Genomic DNA, 17,068 nt, shown 5'->3' with positions numbered 1-17,068 from the left:
ATTTTTTGCCTGTATAAATTCAAGCTATTGCAGCATGTCTGCAGGAAATCTCTTTTTCTATCAGTTTTTCAAATTCACAAGCCGGGCATGGTCTTGAGAAATAATATCCCTGTATCATATCGCAACCGGCATTTTTTAAAAGCTCATACTGTTCTCTGTTTTCAACACCTTCTGCAACAACTCTGGCATTAACAAATGATGCCATATCAAGCATAAGTTTCACAAGATGCATCTCCTTATCGCTTAGATGAATGCGTTTGATAAAGGACATATCAAGCTTGATCACATCTATAGGCATGGAGGATATCATGTTGAGTGCAGAGTATCCTGTTCCAAAGTCATCAATCTCTATTTCAAAGCCTCTGTCCCTGAGTTCCTGCACGGTTTCTACCATCTGATCTGCATTACTCGTATAAGCAGATTCAGTTATCTCAAGGTGAAGAAGATCCGGAGTGATCCAGTTCTTTTCAACAAGCGAGTATATCTCATCATCAAGATCAGGCGCCACCATGTCGACCCTTGATACATTGACAGATACAGGAAGTTTGAAATCATATCTTATCATCCACTCGCCAACCTGCCTTGCCACTTCATTCCACACATAATGATCGAGCTTATGTATAAGACCCTGCTTCTCAAAAAGAGGGATAAATGCTGCAGGGCTAAGTAGTCCATAATCAGGATGATCCCATCTTATCAGCGCTTCGGCACTGTAGAGTACATTCCTGTCACCCTGAATAGCATATTTGGGCTGATAAAAGACTACAAACCTTCCGCTTTCCATTGCCTTTTCCATGCTGTTTACCAGGCTGTCCTGATATATCTCCTTCTCATTCATTTCCTTGTCATATATGGCCAGTCTGACATTAAAATTGCCTCTTACACTGTTGCATGCATGCCTTGCTCTGTCGAATCTGTCTTCTGCTTTTATAGTCTTATCCACCTTGGGATATACTCCCATTCTTATGGTGATCTTTGTGTCAGCAACAATTTCCGTAATGTTATCCTCAATGATCTTCAAAATGGCACGCGGTCTTCGTTCATGCGGAATATACATAAGAAACTCGTCACCACTTCCTCTTCCCGCTATGCCGTGATAGAACTCTGCAATCCCTCTGATACACCTGGCAGTACAAAGTATTACTCTGTTGCCCATCTCTCTTCCGTGAAATTCATTAATGCTGTGCAGCTTATTTATGTTTATAACAATAGCATCCATATCTTCATCAGAGTAATACTGATCTCTTAGAGCTGAATACTTCAAGAAATACTCGTAGTTGTATAGCCCTGTAAGAGAATCGTTCTCAGTTGCTCTTATAAGGTCTATACCCTCACTAAGTTCAATAGTTCTCTTTACCCTTGCCCTGATAACCTCCGGATGTATATATGGTTTGGCGATAAAATCCACAGCTCCCATCTGAAGACATCTTGCTTCTGAGTTAATCTCGGATGTACAGACTATTACAGGTATCTGTTTAAGGGCATTGTCACTCTGCATGATATCCAATATCTTATAGCCGTCCATACGAGGCAATATAAGGTCAAGAAGAACAAGTGATAATGTATCGGCATTCTCTCTGATAAGCTTCATAGCCTGCTCACCGTCTTCGGCATGCAATTTCTCATATTCATCTCCGAGTATTTTACCAAGAATGAGCATATTAATTCTCTCATCCTCTACAATAAGAACCTGCCTTTTTATTCCTAAATTTTCTTTCATAGCCATTCCCCCTCTTTCCAAAAACCGTAAGGGCAGTTTTCGCATGCACTTAGTATCCCATGCTATGTAAACATTTTATCATCTGTGAGTTTCCAATGGTCTATTGTACTTATGAAACTTATATTAATTTTTCAAAAACAAATATCATAGAAAAGCAATTTCCCATAATACAAAAACACTCCCCAAACGGATGAATGATTTCTCATCACGTTCAGGGAGTTAAATAAGAAAATTTTAATCAAAACAGTCTTCGCCGAATCTTACTTTTGCATAGGCTTTTATTGCTTCTACGCACTTTTCAAAGCCCAGCTTTCCGCTATCAAGGCACAGATCATAGTTTAGGGCATCTGTCCAGTTGTGACCTGTGTGATATTCATAATAATCAGCTCTTCCTTTATCAATCTGGGCTATAAACTTTTCAAGCTCTTTGCCTTTAAGACTCTGTACCTTGCCTGCTTCCTGCATAAGGAAGTCGTGATCTGCATGGACAAATACTCTTAAGGCATTTTCATAATCCTTTAATACAAAGTCGGCGCAGCGTCCGACAATGACGCAGGGCTCACCTTTTTCCGCAAGCATCTTTATGGCTTTAGCCTGATAACTGAAAATATTTTCTTCAGAGGTATAATCAGCATCACCCGGCTTTTTAACATTGCCGTCATATATTGTTGATATAAGAGACAATTTATTCTTCCAGCTCTTTTTTACCTTCTCATCAGAATCCACAAACAGACTCTCATTGATTCCGCTTATTTCGGATGCAACTCTTGACAGTTCCTTGTCATAGTAGTGGATATTAAGCTCGTCTGCGAGCATCTTGCCAACAGTTCTTCCGCCACTTCCGTACTGTCTTGCAATTGTAATAACTATATTTTTCATTATCAGTATCCCCCTGTTAATTATTCTCCCAGATAAGCTTTGCGGATGGACTCATCATTTAAGAGTTCTGCGCCGGTTCCTTCTTTTACTATGCTTCCTGTCTCAAGTACGTATGCCCTGTTTGCGATAGTAAGGGCTTTCTTTGCATTCTGCTCAACCAAAAGTACCGTCACTCCATCCTTATTAACGTCCTCTATTATGCTAAAGATTTCGTTTACAAAAATAGGCGAAAGCCCCATTGAAGGTTCATCCATCAAAATAATATCAGGATGCGACATAAGTGCTCTTCCCATTGCAAGCATCTGCTGCTCGCCTCCCGATAATGTTCCGGATCTTTGATTTTTTCTCTCCTGTAGTCTGGGGAATCTCTTGTATACAAGTTCAAGTGTGTCGTTAAATTCCTGCTGGTCATTTCTTGTATACGCACCCATCTTAAGATTCTGAAGAACGGTCATGTCGGCAAATACTCTTCGTCCCTCCGGTACATGAGCCATTCCCAGAGATACGATCTTGTGTCCGGGAAGCTTTGTTATATCCGTATCATTATATTTAACAGTTCCGCTCTCAGGTGTAAGCAATCCGGAAAGTGTGTGTAGCGTAGTAGTCTTGCCTGCTCCGTTTGCCCCTATAAGAGCAACTATTTCTCCCTTATCAACATGGAATGATATTCCCTTTAATGCATTTATAACGCCGTAATTAACGGTCAGATTCTGCACATCAAGTAGTGCCATATCAGGTCTCCTTACATATTTTTAATCCTGCAGCGAGTATCTGCTGCATTGCCGCAATCTATTAATCCTGTCCAAGGTAAGCTGCAATAACTTCCTTATCAGCCAATACCTGCTTGGTTTCACCCTGCTTTAAGACTCGCCCGAAATTAAGTACCGTAAGCTTCTCGCATATCCCCGAAACAAGCTTCATGTCATGTTCTATAAGAAGAATTGTCATATCAAATTCCCTGCGAACAAGGGCTATAGTTTCCATAAGCTCTGCTGTCTCATTTGGATTCATTCCGGCAGCCGGCTCATCAAGAAGAAGGAGCTTTGGTGAAGTAGCCATAGCTCTGGCTATTTCCAGCTTTCTCTGTTTTCCGTAAGGAAGATTACTTGCAAGAACGTCCCTCTCTTTATCAAGGTCAAAAACTTTAAGAAGCTTCATTGCTTCATCGTCCATCTTCTTTTCTACACTCTTATATTTTCCTATGTGGAGTATTCCTTCAAGAGCGCTGTATTTAAATGTCTCTGACAATCCAACCTTAACGTTGTCTATAACAGACATCTGTTTAAAGAGTCTTATATTCTGAAAAGTACGGGCTATTCCGCTGTGATTTATCTCTATGGTACTCTTTCTGGTGATATCCTCGCCGTCAAGCTTTATGACGCCTTCGTTTGGTTTATATACACCTGTAAGAAGATTAAAAACTGTGGTTTTTCCTGCTCCGTTAGGTCCTATGAGTCCGTAGAGCTCACCTTTTTCTATTGTGATACTAAAATCATCGACAGCACGGAGTCCGCCGAATGATACGCTTAAATTGTTTACATCAAGTAGTGCCATGGCTTCATCCTTTCTTAAATCCTGCTACAAGTTTCTTGCGATAATCAATTACCTTGGGTGACCAGTTCACGATCATCATCACGATAAGGACAATTGAGTAAATGAGCATACGATATGTATTTAGTCCTCTGAGGAGCTCCGGAAGCATATAGAGGATACATGCTGCTATGACAGAGCCTCTGATATTGCCTATTCCGCCCAAAACTACGTATACAAGGATCATAATAGATGCGTTGTAGCCAAAATACTGCGATGATGCAGTAAGCGTAGTGATGTTGTGTGAAAACAGAACGCCTGCAGCACCTGCTATGGCAGCTGAAATGGTAAATGCCATCATCTTATATCGTGTCACATTTATACCTGTTGCTTCGGCCGCAATGTAGTTATCACGAATAGCCATGATTGCGCGTCCGTCTCTTGAGTTAACAAGATTCTGAACAACGATAAGTGTAAGCAAAAGCACAATTATTCCAATTGTAAAATTAGCATCATGCGGTGTTCCGGTTATTCCCATCGCACCGTTTACAATAACCTCTCCTTCGGGATCCATTCCAAGCTCCATTGAATTTTTCATGGAAAAATGAATACCGTTTGAATCAACTCCAATATAAAATGCATTGATTATGTTCTTGATGATCTCGCCAAATGCAAGAGTTACGATCGCAAGATAGTCGCCCTTTAATCTAAGTACCGGAATACCTATAAGGAATCCGAACAGCGCGGCAAAAGCGATGCCTATTATAAATGCAAGTATAAATCTCGGTGCCTGAGGGATCGACTCCTCAGTAACCTTTGAAAAGAAAGCACTTGTGAAGGCACCGATACACATAAATCCACAGTGTCCGATGCTTAGCTCTCCCAAAATACCAACACAAAGGTTAAGCGCAACGGCTATTACCGCATAATAGGTCATCGGCACCAAAAGTCCCTTCATATGACTCGACAAATGCCCCGTAGATGCAAGTATCTGAAAAATAATATATGCAAGTATAACTACCGCATAAGTTATATAATTATCTCTGATTTTTTTTGATTTCATCCTGAATATCCTCTTTTCATACGTAATCTTTTATCAAACCTTTTCCTGAATGACTTTTCCAAGTATTCCTGTAGGTTTAACAAGAAGAACGATTACAAGTATTCCAAATACAATTGCATCTGAAAGCTGTGATGAAATATAGGTTTTACTGAGAATTTCCACTATACCAAGTAAAAGTCCTCCGATCATTGCTCCGGGAATAGAACCGATACCGCCCAAAACTGCTGCTACGAAAGCTTTGATACCGGGCATAGCTCCCGTATATGGTGAAAGGGAAGGATAGGCTGAGCAGAGAAGCGCACCCGCAATAGCTGCAAGCGCAGAGCCAATCGCAAAGGTCAGCATGATGGTCTTATTAACATTTATGCCCATGAGAGTTGCAGCGCCTTTATCTTCTGCAACTGCAAGCATAGCCTGTCCCTGTTTCGTCTTATTAATAAATAGCTGAAGGACCAAAAGAATAACAAGACTTATTATTATGGTCACGATAGTAACACCCTGGATCTTGAGCTGTCCGCCAGCAAGAGAAAGGCCTTCCCAGGATATAACCGATGTAAATGATTTAATATCTGCGCCAAAAATCAGAAGTGCTACATTTTCAAGGAGGTAACTGACACCTATCGCGGTAATAAGAACGGCAAGCGGTGAGGCTGCCCCTCTAAGAGGTCTGTACGCAATAAATTCCGTTGTTATTCCAAGCAAAGTACATAGCACGATCGCAACAATGATTCCCACAACTGAGTTGCCGCTAAGAGCACCGCTTACTGTAAATATCACGTAACATCCAACCATGATAAAATCGCCATGAGCGAAATTCAGCATCTTGGCAATTCCGTAAACCATGGTATAGCCAAGAGCGATTATTGCATATATACTCCCCAGACTAAGACCATTAATCAGATAGGTTAAAAAACTCATCTTTATTCCTCCAAACACCGGCATTTTATTCGTAATGCCTTTTAATTTACAACTAAATAATATTTTACATCAAAATAAGAAAAATGCGAGGAACACTTATCACAGCATTCCTCGCCGCTTATTACCAAATATTATCGATCTTATTATCAATCAGCAGAGACATAAGCTCCATCTTTGATCACAACAGCCTTGGGCTCCTTGTTAGGTTCGCCTGACGCATCCCATGTCATTTTGGATGATGTAAGGCCTGTAGCTTCGATCTCTGTCATAGCACTCTTAACTGCCTCACAGATATCGCTTACGCTCATATCAGGTGTAGCACCCTTTGCTTCAAGCGCCTGCTTGATGATATATACTGCATCATAAGCATCTGCTGCAAACTGATTGGGAACCTCTCCGTATTTTTCCTGATAATTTGTTACGAAGTTTACTGTAAGATCATCAGTTGCATCTGCTGCGAAAGGAGTAAGAAGCATAAGTCCTTCTGCAAGAGATGTGTCGAAGTTTTCAACTGTAAGGATACCATCCATACCGTCTACACCGAAGAATGTAGGAGCATAACCCATTGTGTTAGCCTGTGTAAGGATAAGTGAAGCATCCTTGTAGTAAATAGGAAGGAATACGAGGTCAGCGCCTGCATCCTTAGCCTTCTGAAGCTGAACTGAGAAATCTGTGTTGTTGTCCTGAGTAAATGCCTCAGCTGAAACTACTTCGTAGTTTTTTCCTTCTGATTCAGCAACAAACTTCTGATATATTCCGTTTGAGTAAACATCTGAACTATCGTATATGATACCAACCTTAGTTGCGAGTGAGTGCTCATCGATGTACTGAGCAGATGCAATACCCTGGTTAGGATCTGAGAAGCATACACGGAATACATTGTCGTATTTTACACAATCCTCAGCTGAACCTGAAGGTGTAAGCTGGAACATATTGTCTTGCTTGGTATACTCTGAAACTGCGATCGAACATGCACTTGTAGTTGATCCTACAAGGAGCTGCATGCCCCAGTCCTTAAGAGTATTATATGCATTTACTGATTTCTCAGCATTAAGCTCATCATCTTCCTTGCTGTAAGCAACCTGGTAACCATTAATACCACCTGCTGCATTGATCTCATCAACTGCAAGCTCTGCTGCATTACATACTGCGTTACCGTATGCAGCTGCTCCTCCGGTAAGAGGTCCGATTGCACCGATCTTGAATACAGCTCCGTCTGCCTGTGCGCTTTCCTCTGTACTTGTTGCTTCAGTGGCGTTGCCGCATCCTGCGATGGTTCCTGCAAGCATTGCTGATACAAGAGTTACACTTAATAAGTCTTTGAACTTCTTCATAAATTCTCCTCCTTCATGATATTTATCACTACTATTAAGTTAAAATGTATCTTGTATTATTGTTTTTATTTAATACTTGTATACAATCCTAACTGTTATTCAATACTTTAAAGCAGCAAAGTGTAGTTGTCAAGAACTTATTACATTGGATCTTGAAGGAAACTTTTTCTCCCATATCAGGCAGACACAGTTCACCTTATAAAATTGACCGCTTCCTGAACTGACGATACGCCTATGACCTTCATATCAGGGAAACTGCTTTTAACCTTGCTCTCAACTGCCTTGGGAACAATGCAGGTCTTATAGCCAAGCCTTGCCGCCTCAGATATCCTGACATCTGCCATATTTACAGATCTTACTTCGCCGGAGAGTCCCACTTCGCCAAATGCAAGATAATCGTCCGGAACAGGTTTGTTCAAAAAGCTTGATACGATTGCAAGGCACATAGCAAGGTCAAGTGCCGGTTCTATAAGTTTCATTCCCCCTGCCAGATTGATATAGGCATCATAAGATGACAGTTCAAGTCCAACGCGCTTTTCAAGAACTGCCATAAGGAGATTGACCCTGTTGTAATCCGTGCCGTTTGCCTGTCTTCTTGGGAAGTTAAAATTCGTTCTGCTGACAAGGGCCTGAATTTCGATAAGTATGGGTCTTGTGCCTTCTACAGAGCAGGTAACAACAGATCCGCTGGCATTTTCCGGTTTGCCTTCAAGCATGAATTCCGAAGGATTATCCACTTCACAGAGTCCTTCCTGCCTCATCTCAAAAACGCCTATTTCATTGGTTGAACCAAATCTGTTCTTTACAGCCCTTAGTATTCTGTATGAAGCATGCCTGTCTCCCTCAAAATAGAGCACAGTATCCACCATATGTTCAAGCACTCTGGGACCTGCAACGGTTCCGTCCTTGGTCACATGACCGACTATAAAGACAGATATTCCAAGCTGTTTTCCTATACGCATAAGAACGCCCGTTGATTCTCTTACCTGGGACACGCTTCCCGGGGCAGAGCTGACATTTTCATTAAACATAGTCTGAATTGAATCGATAATGACAACATCGGGCTCATGTCTTTTTATTATTTCCTCGATCGTCTCCAGATCGGTTTCACACAAAAGATTCATATCATCGGAAAACTCGCCAATTCTGTTGGCTCTTAGCTTTATCTGCTGAAGAGATTCCTCTCCGGATATATACAGAACCTTTCTCTTGTCTTTCGATAACAGTCTTGCTACCTGCAAAAGGAGCGTGGACTTTCCTATACCCGGATCTCCGCCCACAAGAATAAGAGAACCGCGTACAAGACCGCCTCCCAGTACTCTGTTCAATTCTCCTATATGCGTATCGTATCTGTCTTCTTCACCTAGGGATATTTCCGATAATTTGCAGGGCTTATTATCAGATGTACTGCCTGCAATACCTATAGATGTCTTTTTTGATCTCTTCCCCGTAACAGATGGTTTTACTGTTTCCTCCACAAAACTGTTCCACTCTCTGCATCCCGGACACTGCCCCATCCATTTTGCCGATTCATAGCCACAGCTCTGACAATAAAAAACGGATTTTATCTTCGTCGCCATAAAACTCCTTCATACCATGTAAAAAGGGGCTTTTCCAGACATCCAAAATCCGGGAAAGCCCCTCTTTTATTATTCTATTTATTTATGAATTTCTACTTTTACCGGTGCGTTTCCAAGTGAAACACTAAGATTTAATTTTCCGCCTACTCCGGTCTTCATAGGTCCGATATTCTTGCCATCCACAAGTACGTGATATTCGGCATTTTCTTCAAGACCTACAGTAATCTGAGCATCGCCCGGTGCCTCTACCTCAAATGATAATCCTTTCTCTGATTCTTTGAAATGAGAAACCGCTGTTCCGGGTACGGATTCATAGAGGAACATTTCGTTCTGCTCCAGTTTGGTAATATCCTTATAAGTCTTGACCTTAAGTACATTTCCTTCATATTCGAAGTTATCAAGCTTTTTCTTCTCTGATAATTCATAATTACCAAAACTGATCGTTCCGTCTGCTTCCGCTCTGAGTAACTGCTCTACGACAGCCATTTCATACCTCCTATGAAATTAAGTGTATTAAGATTGTTTCTAAAAATATTATAAGTCATTATTTGTGTAATTATTATTAAAAAAATATTACTTTTTAACCTTCTTGGATGTTTTTCTGGCCGTTGTGGTTTTTTTCACTGTTGCAGCCTTTTTTCCTGTAGCGGCACCTTTTTTTGCAGAGGTTTTCGCATCCTTCTGCGTAAAAGTAATCTTCTCATCCTTAAGACCTATTGTTACCTTGGAATCCCTCTTGATATTTCCTTTAAGGAGTTCCTCAGCCATTGCATCCTCGATAACAGACTGGATCGCTCTCTTAAGAGGTCTTGCACCCATCTTGGCATCAGCATATTTCTTAACAAGGAACTGCTTAACAGGTGTACTCATTACAAGATCGATTCCAAGCTGCTCTTTGCATCTCTTGCTAAGGTTCTTACTAAGAAGAGTTACTATCTCCATCATTTCCTTCTCATTGAGAGGATGGAATACCATGATCTCATCAATTCTGTTTATAAACTCAGGCTTAAAGAGTCTCTTTACTTCCTCCATAACGCCGCTCTTCATATGCTCATAGTCTTTTGCGGCATCGGAAGCAGTATCAAATCCCAGTCTCTTGGGCTCGATTATCCTCTGTGCACCAACGTTTGAAGTCATGATAAGGATCGTATTCTTAAAGCTGACTTTTCTGCCCTTTGCATCTGTGATATGTCCATCATCAAGTACCTGCAAAAGTACATTAAAGATGTCAGGGTGTGCCTTTTCTATCTCATCAAAAAGTACAACAGAATATGGATGTTGTCTAACTTTTTCGCTGAGCTGTCCGCCCTCGTCATATCCTACATATCCCGGAGGTGATCCGATCATCTTGGATACGGAGTGACCTTCCATATACTCAGACATATCAACTCTTATAAGTGCATTTTCATCTCCAAACATTGCTTCCGCAAGGGCTTTGGAAAGCTCAGTTTTACCTACACCTGTAGGTCCAAGGAACAGGAATGAACCGATAGGTCTGTTTGGATCCTGAAGTCCTACTCTTCCTCTTCTTATAGCCTTGGATACAGCAGTAACAGCATCTTCCTGACCAATTACTCTCTTATGGAGAATGCTCTCAAGCTTAAGAAGTCTCTCAGACTCCTTCTCAGCTATCTTCTTAACAGGGATCCTGGTCCACATTGCAACTACTTCTGCAATGTCATTCTCTGATACAATAAAGTCTGCATTTTTCTCTTTTCTTTCCTCTGCAGCCTTCTTCCTGTTGTATTTCTTAATAAGTGCCTCCTGCTCCTTATGAAGCTTTCCGGCTCCGGAGAAGTCCTCTTTTGCAAGAAGTTCTTCCACCTGCTCATCTATCTTGTGGATTTCCTGCTCCATATCACGAAGGTCGCTTGAGCCGCCTGCAAACTTAAGACGTACAGCTGAAGCTGCCTCATCAATAAGGTCAATTGCCTTATCGGGAAGATTTCTGTCATTTATGTATCTGCTGCTCAAATCAACAGCTGCCTGAAGTGCTTCGGGAGTGATCTTAACGTTGTGATGTTCCTCATATTTGGAAACAATACCGTTTAATATAGCAAGGGTTTCATCTCTGTCAGGTTCCTCAACATTTACAGGCTGGAAGCGCCTCTCAAGAGCTGCATCTTTCTCAACGTATTTGCGGTATTCGGTGATGGTTGTAGCACCGATCATCTGAATTTCTCCGCGGGCAAGGGATGGCTTTAAGATATTGGAAGCATCGATTGCACCCTCTGCTCCACCGGCACCTATAAGTGTGTGCATCTCATCAACAAAAAGGATGATGTTGCCGTCATCTATAACTTCCCTTATTACTCTCTTTATTCTTTCCTCAAACTCACCTCTGTACTTGGAGCCCGCTATCATGCCGGACAGATCAAGTGTAAGAAGTCTCTTGTTCTGAACAGTAAAGGGTACGTTGCCTGATACGATCCTCTGAGCAAGTCCTTCTACAACTGCTGTTTTACCAACACCCGGCTCACCTATAAGGCAGGGATTGTTCTTGGTTCTCCTGCTTAAAATCTGGATAACTCTCTGTATTTCATTTTCTCTTCCGATAATTGGGTCAAGCTTATTGTCTGCTGCAAGAGCAGTAAGATCCCGGCTGTACTGTTCAAGTGTTGAAGCCTTTTTCTTGTTGTTCTTTCTTCCGAGGTCCTCTTTTACAAGGTTGGCATCTTCGCCCATAGCAGCAAGTGTCTCTGCATAAATCTTCTGAATGGACACATTCATGGTTCCAATCAGTCTGACCGCAACATTCTCGCCCTCTTTTATAAGAGCCAGAAGAATATGCTCGGTCCCTACTTTGTCGGCATGGAACCGTTCTGCCTGTTTCTGAGCTTCCTCAAGAACATTCTCAGCTCTTGGTGAAAAGCCTTCTTTATCAAGAACAGTAAGATTGCCTCCGGTTACTATGAGGTCTCTGATGATATCCATCATTTTGTCCTCATTAATGCCGTTATCTATCAATATTCTAGATGCTACGCAGCCCTCCGTACGGATAAGTCCCATCAAAAGGTGCTCTGTTCCAACATAATTCAATTTGAGGGTTCTGGCTGTTTTCTTAGCATTTTTTAATACTTCTTCAGCTTTGTCCGTATACTTTTTTTTCAAAGTATCATCCTCCTTTTATGATTCGTATTTTCCATAAATCTTATCAACAAGCTCATGGATTTCATCCTTAGAAACACCCTTGCACATTGCCCTGGCAAGAACAACGCTTAGCATGTCGTGGGCTTCCTTAAGAGCTTCGAGCTTATTTAGATCAATAGCGATGATAGCTCCTCTTCGTCTGTCAATCTTAACAAAGCCTTCCTGTTGAAGAATGGAATACGCTTTATTCACAGTATGCATATTGATACCTATGGTATCAGCGAGCTGTCTCACACTGGGAAGCTGCTCACCTTCCCTGAACTGGGAAGTGGCTATACCTAATATTATTTGATTGCACAGCTGAACATATATCGCTTCGTCACTGTTAAAATCAATTTCAATTACCATAACGTCCCCCTTCTGTGTTATAAACAGTATAACAGAGGCACAATCTATGTCAAGGGGAGTTACGGCAATCCCGGGCAGCTCCATTATAATGAAAAAGGGCTAAGCTCTTTGGCTTAACCCTTACATAAACTTTTTATTTATCCTCGTCGTCGAGATCAAGGAATTCAAACTCGAAATCATCATCCTCAAGAAGGAAGTTTCTTGACTTGCGGGATGACTGAGCTCTTACAGGCTCTTCAGCTCTCTGGCTGTAAGATGATCTTCTTTCAGAGCTCTCACTTCTTGTAGCCTTTCTCTCAGGCATAAGTGATTCTGCTGTTCCCATAGGAGCTTTTCTGTCTCTCTTCGGCTTTACCGTTTCTGAAATCTCTCTGCTGTCTGCTACTGTTCTGCCCTGACTCTTCTGAGGAGTTACACGCTGCTCGTTTCTTGTATGGCTCTTCTGTGAAGGGATATCATCATAACCCTTACTCTTTGCAGGGATTTCTTCCTCTTCTTCATCCTCATAGTACATGTAATCACGAAGCTTGTAGATGAGGATAAGTACTGCAAATACAAGAGCTGCAATAATAACTGCCATGATGATAAGAGCAAGCTTTAATTTGCCGATTTGATCCTGAAGACCGCTTGTCTTCTGTCCTTCTGCAGCATAAGCAAGGAGGTCGCTGAGCTTAACCTGTGTACCGTTTACGTTATCATATAAATACCAGGTATCAGTACCTGTCTCGTCTGCCTTATATGCAAGAGAATACTCACCGTTACCTACAACTGAAGGATCAACCTGAGGTTCTGCTGTTTCCTCTACAGGAGCTTCCTCGGTAACTTCTCCCTCTACTGCCTCACCTTCAACTACTTCACCTTCTACAGATTCTCCTTCTTGAGCATCTGTAGCTTCTGCTGTCTCTGTAGTCTCTGTTGTCTCTGTTGTCTCAGCCGGTGCAGCCGCACCCATCTGAAGAAGATCGGCTCTTACAAAACCGGTTCTTCCGTTTGAACCAAAAGAAATCTGATACCATTTCTTAGAATCTGTACCGTTTGCCTCACCTGTTACTGTAACTGTATCTCCGTTAGCTACAGTACCAACTGTGTCATAGCCTGTTCCTGCACCTGCACGCACATTTGCACTTGCAACAGTAACTGTAGCAGGCTGGTTCTCAACTGCTGTAACCTGTGTCTGAGGTAAAGACTCTTTGGGAGTTGATGAAGCAGTTGAAGAAGTTGTGCTTCCTGACTTTTTAACAAGGTCACTTCTTACATAGCCGTACTCAGTACCATTTACATAGATCCTGTACCAAACATAGCCCTGTGAATCTGTAGCCTCATCGATAATATCCACGGTATCACCTGAATCAAGGCTGGATACCTGCTCTGATGAAGTGCTGGCCTCGGATCTTACCTTTACATTAGCTGATGTTACTGTTCCTGTTGCTGCCAAGGCCATAATAGGCTGGCCAAGTATAATTACAGAAGCACATAAAGCAGAGGCTGCTACATGCAAAACCTTCCACATTTTCTTATTATTCATACCTTCCTCCTTTATTATGCTTCATCAATTGCTTTTCCAATATCATGACGCATATATTTATTATCAAAAGTTACCCATTCGGTAGCTTCATAGGCCTTTTCTCTTGCCTCTTTTAAGGTGTTACCCTTGGCTGTGATTCCAAGGACTCTTCCACCATTAGTTACTATTTTACCATCTTCTGCAAATTTTGTTCCTGCATGGAAGCAATAATAACCATCTTTTCCTCTGAAGTTCTCAAGACCCTTTATCTCTTTGCCCTTCTCATATGAAAGAGGGTATCCGTCTGAAGCAAGGACTACGCAAACTGCAGCTTTGTCCTCGAATTCGAGATTGATCTCATCAAGTCTGCCGTCGATAACAGCTTCGCAAACATCGATCATATCTGTCTTTAATCTGGGAAGAACCACCTGTGCCTCAGGATCTCCAAATCTTGCATTGTATTCAAGAACCTTGGGACCATCCTGTGTAAGCATAAGTCCAAAGAAGATAACACCCTTGAACTCTCGTCCCTCAGCTCTCATCGCATCAACTGTCTTCTGATAGATGTGCTCTCTGCAGAACTTGTCTACTTCTTCAGTATAGAATGGGCTTGGTGAAAAGTTACCCATTCCTCCCGTGTTAAGACCTGTATCACCGTCTCCTGCACGCTTGTGATCCTGTGCGGAGCTCATAAGTTTGATCGTTTTGCCATCAACAAATGACAGAACAGAAACCTCACGTCCGGTCATGAACTCTTCAACTACCATGCGCTTTCCGGCATCGCCGAATTTCTTATCCTGCATGATACTCTTAACGCCCTCAATGGCCTCGTCTTTAGTCTGGCAGATAAGAACGCCCTTGCCGAGTGCAAGTCCGTCTGCCTTAAGAACGATAGGATATTTTGCATTTTCAAGATATGAAAGTGCATCTTCCGGATTGTCAAAGGTCTCATAGGCAGCTGTGGGGATGCCGTATTTCTTCATAAGGTCTTTTGAAAAAGCCTTACTTCCCTCAAGAATTGCTGCATTTTTTCTGGGTCCAAAAGCTCTTAGTCCCTCAGCCTCAAAAGCATCAACAATACCTCCAACAAGCGGATCATCCATTCCTACGATGGTCAGATCGATCTGATTGTCCTTGGCAAACTTTACAAGCTTGTCAAATTCCATAGGTGTGATCGGAACACACTCTGCAAGCTCAGCTATACCTGCATTTCCAGGTGCGCAATACAATTTATCAAGCTTTGCGCTCCTTGAAACCGCCTCTGCAATAGCATGTTCTCTTCCGCCCCCTCCGACAATAAGTACGTTCATACCTTCTCTCCTCTGTAAATACCGTTTAATAATTCCAATTAAGCTCCATCAGTTAAATATCACATCAGGATCATAGTCATCAATGATTACTCTGCTGCCCTCTACAGACACCTTGCCTCTTGCAATAAGATCAATTGCCTTGGGAAGAATAACCCATTCCGCCTGCTCCATTATTCTCTTCTGAAGTGAGCTGGGCGTATCATCATTCCTTATCATTACCGGTTTCTGAAGAATAATAGGACCGGTATCAGTGCCTTCATCCACAAAGTGAACTGTTGCGCCTGAAACCTTTACTCCTCTTTCAAGAGCCTTCTCATGCACCTTCAATCCGTAATAACCCGTTCCGCAAAAAGAAGGGATAAGGGAAGGATGAATATTTATTATCCTTCCTGCAAAAGCCCTTACTATCTTCTCCGGAATAACTACCAGACATCCCGCGAGAACTATAAGGTCCGGATTTGCATCAGTAAGGAGCTTGTAAAAAGCATCATTGAATGCATCTCTGTTCTCAAATTCCTTCGGAACCAGAACCTCAGTCCTTATTCCGTGTTTTTTTGCACGTTCGAGAGCATAGGCATTTCTGTTGTTTGAAAAAACCATGCCTATTTTTGTATCTGCGATCTTGCCACTCTCAACAGCATCTATGATAGCCTGGAGGTTTGTTCCGCCTCCTGAAACCAAAACGGCTATATTCAGCATATCTCTACTCCCTTTTCACCTGCTTCAACAGATCCTATAACGAATCCCTCTTCACCGGAAGCTTTGATAGCTTCAAGTGTTTTATCTGCGTCTTCGGGAGAAACAGCAAGCACCATTCCAACACCCATGTTAAATGTGTTGTACATCATGTGCTCATCAAGATTGCCCTTCTTCTGCATAAGTTTAAAGAGAGCAGGAAGTTCATAGCTGTTCTTGTTTACAACAGCCTTTGTTCCGTCAGGAAGCATTCTCGGAATGTTTTCATAGAAGCCGCCACCTGTAATATGGCTGCAGCCCTTCAGATCAACTCCGCTCTTTCTGATCTCTTTGATCATCTTCACATATATTCTTGTAGGAGCAAGAAGCGCCTCTCCAAGTGTTGTTCCAAGTTCGTCATAATATGTCTCAAGGCTTTCCTTTGTCATATCAAAAACCTTGCGGACAAGTGAAAATCCGTTGCTGTGAACACCGCTGCTCTTAACAGCAATAAGTGTATCGCCAGGTTTAATGGTACTTCCGTCGATCATATCCTTCTTATCAACCACACCTACTGCAAATCCGGCAAGGTCGTATTCTTCTTCCGGCATAAGATCGGGATGCTCAGCTGTCTCACCGCCAACAAGCGCACATTCAGACTGTTTGCAGCCCTCAGCAACACCCTTAACGATCATTGCGATCTTCTCGGGATAATTCTTTCCGCAAGCTATATAGTCGAGGAAAAACAAAGGCTCACCGCCTGCACAGATAACATCATTTACGCACATTGCAACGCAGTCGATGCCGATCGTGTCATGCTTATCCAGCAAAAATGCCAATTTAATCTTGGTACCTACTCCGTCTGTTCCGGACAGAAGAACCGGATCTTCCATGTCCTTAATGGCTTTAAGTGAAAAAGCCCCTGAAAATCCGCCAAGTCCTCCGAGAACTTCCGGTCTCATTGTTTCCTTTACATAACCCTTGATCATCTCAACAGACTTATAACCTGCCTCGATATCTACCCCTGCATTTTTGTAGTTAAGCTCTGCCATGTTTT

15 protein-coding genes are annotated in these 17,068 nt (G+C 42.1%); all 15 read right to left on the bottom strand.

Annotated elements, in window-relative coordinates:
* Positions 1 to 19: 19 nt before the first annotated feature.
* Entirely contained in the window at positions 20 to 1,720 is a 1,701-nt protein-coding gene (locus T543_RS12100; protein ID WP_035768851.1) for a two-component system response regulator, read from the bottom strand.
* 234 nt (positions 1,721 to 1,954) lie between these two features.
* Positions 1,955 to 2,599, bottom strand: coding sequence for a cytidylate kinase-like family protein (locus T543_RS12095; protein ID WP_035768849.1), 645 nt, complete (start codon positions 2,597 to 2,599; stop codon positions 1,955 to 1,957).
* A gap of 20 nt (positions 2,600 to 2,619) precedes the next feature.
* The gene (locus T543_RS12090; protein ID WP_035768848.1) at positions 2,620 to 3,330 is read right to left on the bottom strand and encodes an ABC transporter ATP-binding protein; all 711 of its coding nucleotides are present in this window, start codon (positions 3,328 to 3,330) and stop codon (positions 2,620 to 2,622) included.
* Between the two features lie 61 nt (positions 3,331 to 3,391).
* A complete protein-coding gene (locus tag T543_RS12085) occupies positions 3,392 to 4,153 on the bottom strand; it encodes an ABC transporter ATP-binding protein (protein ID WP_035768847.1) in 762 nt (253 codons plus the stop codon).
* 4 nt (positions 4,154 to 4,157) lie between these two features.
* Positions 4,158 to 5,192, bottom strand: a complete 1,035-nt coding sequence (locus T543_RS12080) for a branched-chain amino acid ABC transporter permease (protein ID WP_035768845.1) — start codon at positions 5,190 to 5,192, stop codon at positions 4,158 to 4,160.
* A gap of 33 nt (positions 5,193 to 5,225) precedes the next feature.
* Positions 5,226 to 6,110: a branched-chain amino acid ABC transporter permease gene (locus T543_RS12075; RefSeq protein WP_035768843.1), complete on the bottom strand. Its 885-nt coding sequence runs from the start codon at positions 6,108 to 6,110 to the stop codon at positions 5,226 to 5,228.
* A gap of 146 nt (positions 6,111 to 6,256) precedes the next feature.
* Positions 6,257 to 7,444, bottom strand: coding sequence for an ABC transporter substrate-binding protein (locus T543_RS12070; RefSeq protein WP_035768841.1), 1,188 nt, complete (start codon positions 7,442 to 7,444; stop codon positions 6,257 to 6,259).
* A 191-nt stretch (positions 7,445 to 7,635) separates the two neighbouring features.
* Complete coding sequence (gene radA / locus T543_RS12065) at positions 7,636 to 9,024, bottom strand: DNA repair protein RadA (RefSeq protein ID WP_035768840.1); 1,389 nt, start codon at positions 9,022 to 9,024, stop codon at positions 7,636 to 7,638.
* 78 nt (positions 9,025 to 9,102) lie between these two features.
* Positions 9,103 to 9,510 (bottom strand): hypothetical protein, encoded by a 408-nt coding sequence (locus T543_RS12060; RefSeq protein WP_035768839.1) that lies wholly within the window; start codon positions 9,508 to 9,510, stop codon positions 9,103 to 9,105.
* Positions 9,511 to 9,597: 87 nt separating this feature from the next.
* Positions 9,598 to 12,135 carry an ATP-dependent Clp protease ATP-binding subunit gene (locus tag T543_RS12055; RefSeq protein WP_081830061.1) on the bottom strand — a complete coding sequence of 846 codons (2,538 nt, stop codon included), beginning with the start codon at positions 12,133 to 12,135 and terminating at the stop codon, positions 9,598 to 9,600.
* A 15-nt stretch (positions 12,136 to 12,150) separates the two neighbouring features.
* Entirely contained in the window at positions 12,151 to 12,522 is a 372-nt protein-coding gene (locus tag T543_RS12050) for a GntR family transcriptional regulator (RefSeq protein WP_035768838.1), read from the bottom strand.
* 133 nt (positions 12,523 to 12,655) lie between these two features.
* A complete protein-coding gene (locus T543_RS12045; protein WP_035768837.1) occupies positions 12,656 to 14,047 on the bottom strand; it encodes an SH3 domain-containing protein in 1,392 nt (463 codons plus the stop codon).
* 14 nt (positions 14,048 to 14,061) lie between these two features.
* Complete coding sequence (purD, locus tag T543_RS12040) at positions 14,062 to 15,336, bottom strand: phosphoribosylamine--glycine ligase (RefSeq protein WP_035768835.1); 1,275 nt, start codon at positions 15,334 to 15,336, stop codon at positions 14,062 to 14,064.
* Positions 15,337 to 15,384: 48 nt separating this feature from the next.
* The gene (gene purN, locus T543_RS12035; RefSeq protein ID WP_035768834.1) at positions 15,385 to 16,035 is read right to left on the bottom strand and encodes a phosphoribosylglycinamide formyltransferase; all 651 of its coding nucleotides are present in this window, start codon (positions 16,033 to 16,035) and stop codon (positions 15,385 to 15,387) included.
* Positions 16,029 to 17,063, bottom strand: coding sequence for a phosphoribosylformylglycinamidine cyclo-ligase (gene purM, locus T543_RS12030; RefSeq protein WP_035768832.1), 1,035 nt, complete (start codon positions 17,061 to 17,063; stop codon positions 16,029 to 16,031). The genes purN and purM overlap by 7 nt, the downstream gene beginning before the upstream one ends.
* Positions 17,064 to 17,068 lie beyond the last annotated feature (5 nt).

Source organism: Butyrivibrio sp. NC2002 (assembly GCF_000702265.1).
Classification (GTDB): Bacteria; Bacillota; Clostridia; order Lachnospirales; family Lachnospiraceae; genus Butyrivibrio.
The sequence above is the reverse complement of the archived record's forward strand: the minus strand, read 5'-3'. Positions and strand labels throughout refer to the sequence as shown.

Excerpts from the sequence above, each read along its gene's own strand:
- T543_RS12100 (WP_035768851.1), bottom strand. The coding sequence starts at position 1,720 with ATGAAAGAAAATTTAGGAATAAAAAGGCAGGTTCTTATTGTAGAGGAT.
- T543_RS12095 (WP_035768849.1), bottom strand. The coding sequence starts at position 2,599 with ATGAAAAATATAGTTATTACAATTGCAAGACAGTACGGAAGTGGCGGA.
- T543_RS12090 (WP_035768848.1), bottom strand. The coding sequence starts at position 3,330 with ATGGCACTACTTGATGTGCAGAATCTGACCGTTAATTACGGCGTTATA.
- T543_RS12085 (WP_035768847.1), bottom strand. The coding sequence starts at position 4,153 with ATGGCACTACTTGATGTAAACAATTTAAGCGTATCATTCGGCGGACTC.
- T543_RS12080 (WP_035768845.1), bottom strand. The coding sequence starts at position 5,192 with ATGAAATCAAAAAAAATCAGAGATAATTATATAACTTATGCGGTAGTT.
- T543_RS12075 (WP_035768843.1), bottom strand. The coding sequence starts at position 6,110 with ATGAGTTTTTTAACCTATCTGATTAATGGTCTTAGTCTGGGGAGTATA.
- T543_RS12070 (WP_035768841.1), bottom strand. The coding sequence starts at position 7,444 with ATGAAGAAGTTCAAAGACTTATTAAGTGTAACTCTTGTATCAGCAATG.
- radA (WP_035768840.1), bottom strand. The coding sequence starts at position 9,024 with ATGGCGACGAAGATAAAATCCGTTTTTTATTGTCAGAGCTGTGGCTAT.
- T543_RS12060 (WP_035768839.1), bottom strand. The coding sequence starts at position 9,510 with ATGGCTGTCGTAGAGCAGTTACTCAGAGCGGAAGCAGACGGAACGATC.
- T543_RS12050 (WP_035768838.1), bottom strand. The coding sequence starts at position 12,522 with ATGGTAATTGAAATTGATTTTAACAGTGACGAAGCGATATATGTTCAG.
- T543_RS12045 (WP_035768837.1), bottom strand. The coding sequence starts at position 14,047 with ATGAATAATAAGAAAATGTGGAAGGTTTTGCATGTAGCAGCCTCTGCT.
- purD (WP_035768835.1), bottom strand. The coding sequence starts at position 15,336 with ATGAACGTACTTATTGTCGGAGGGGGCGGAAGAGAACATGCTATTGCA.
- purN (WP_035768834.1), bottom strand. The coding sequence starts at position 16,035 with ATGCTGAATATAGCCGTTTTGGTTTCAGGAGGCGGAACAAACCTCCAG.
- purM (WP_035768832.1), bottom strand. The coding sequence starts at position 17,063 with ATGGCAGAGCTTAACTACAAAAATGCAGGGGTAGATATCGAGGCAGGT.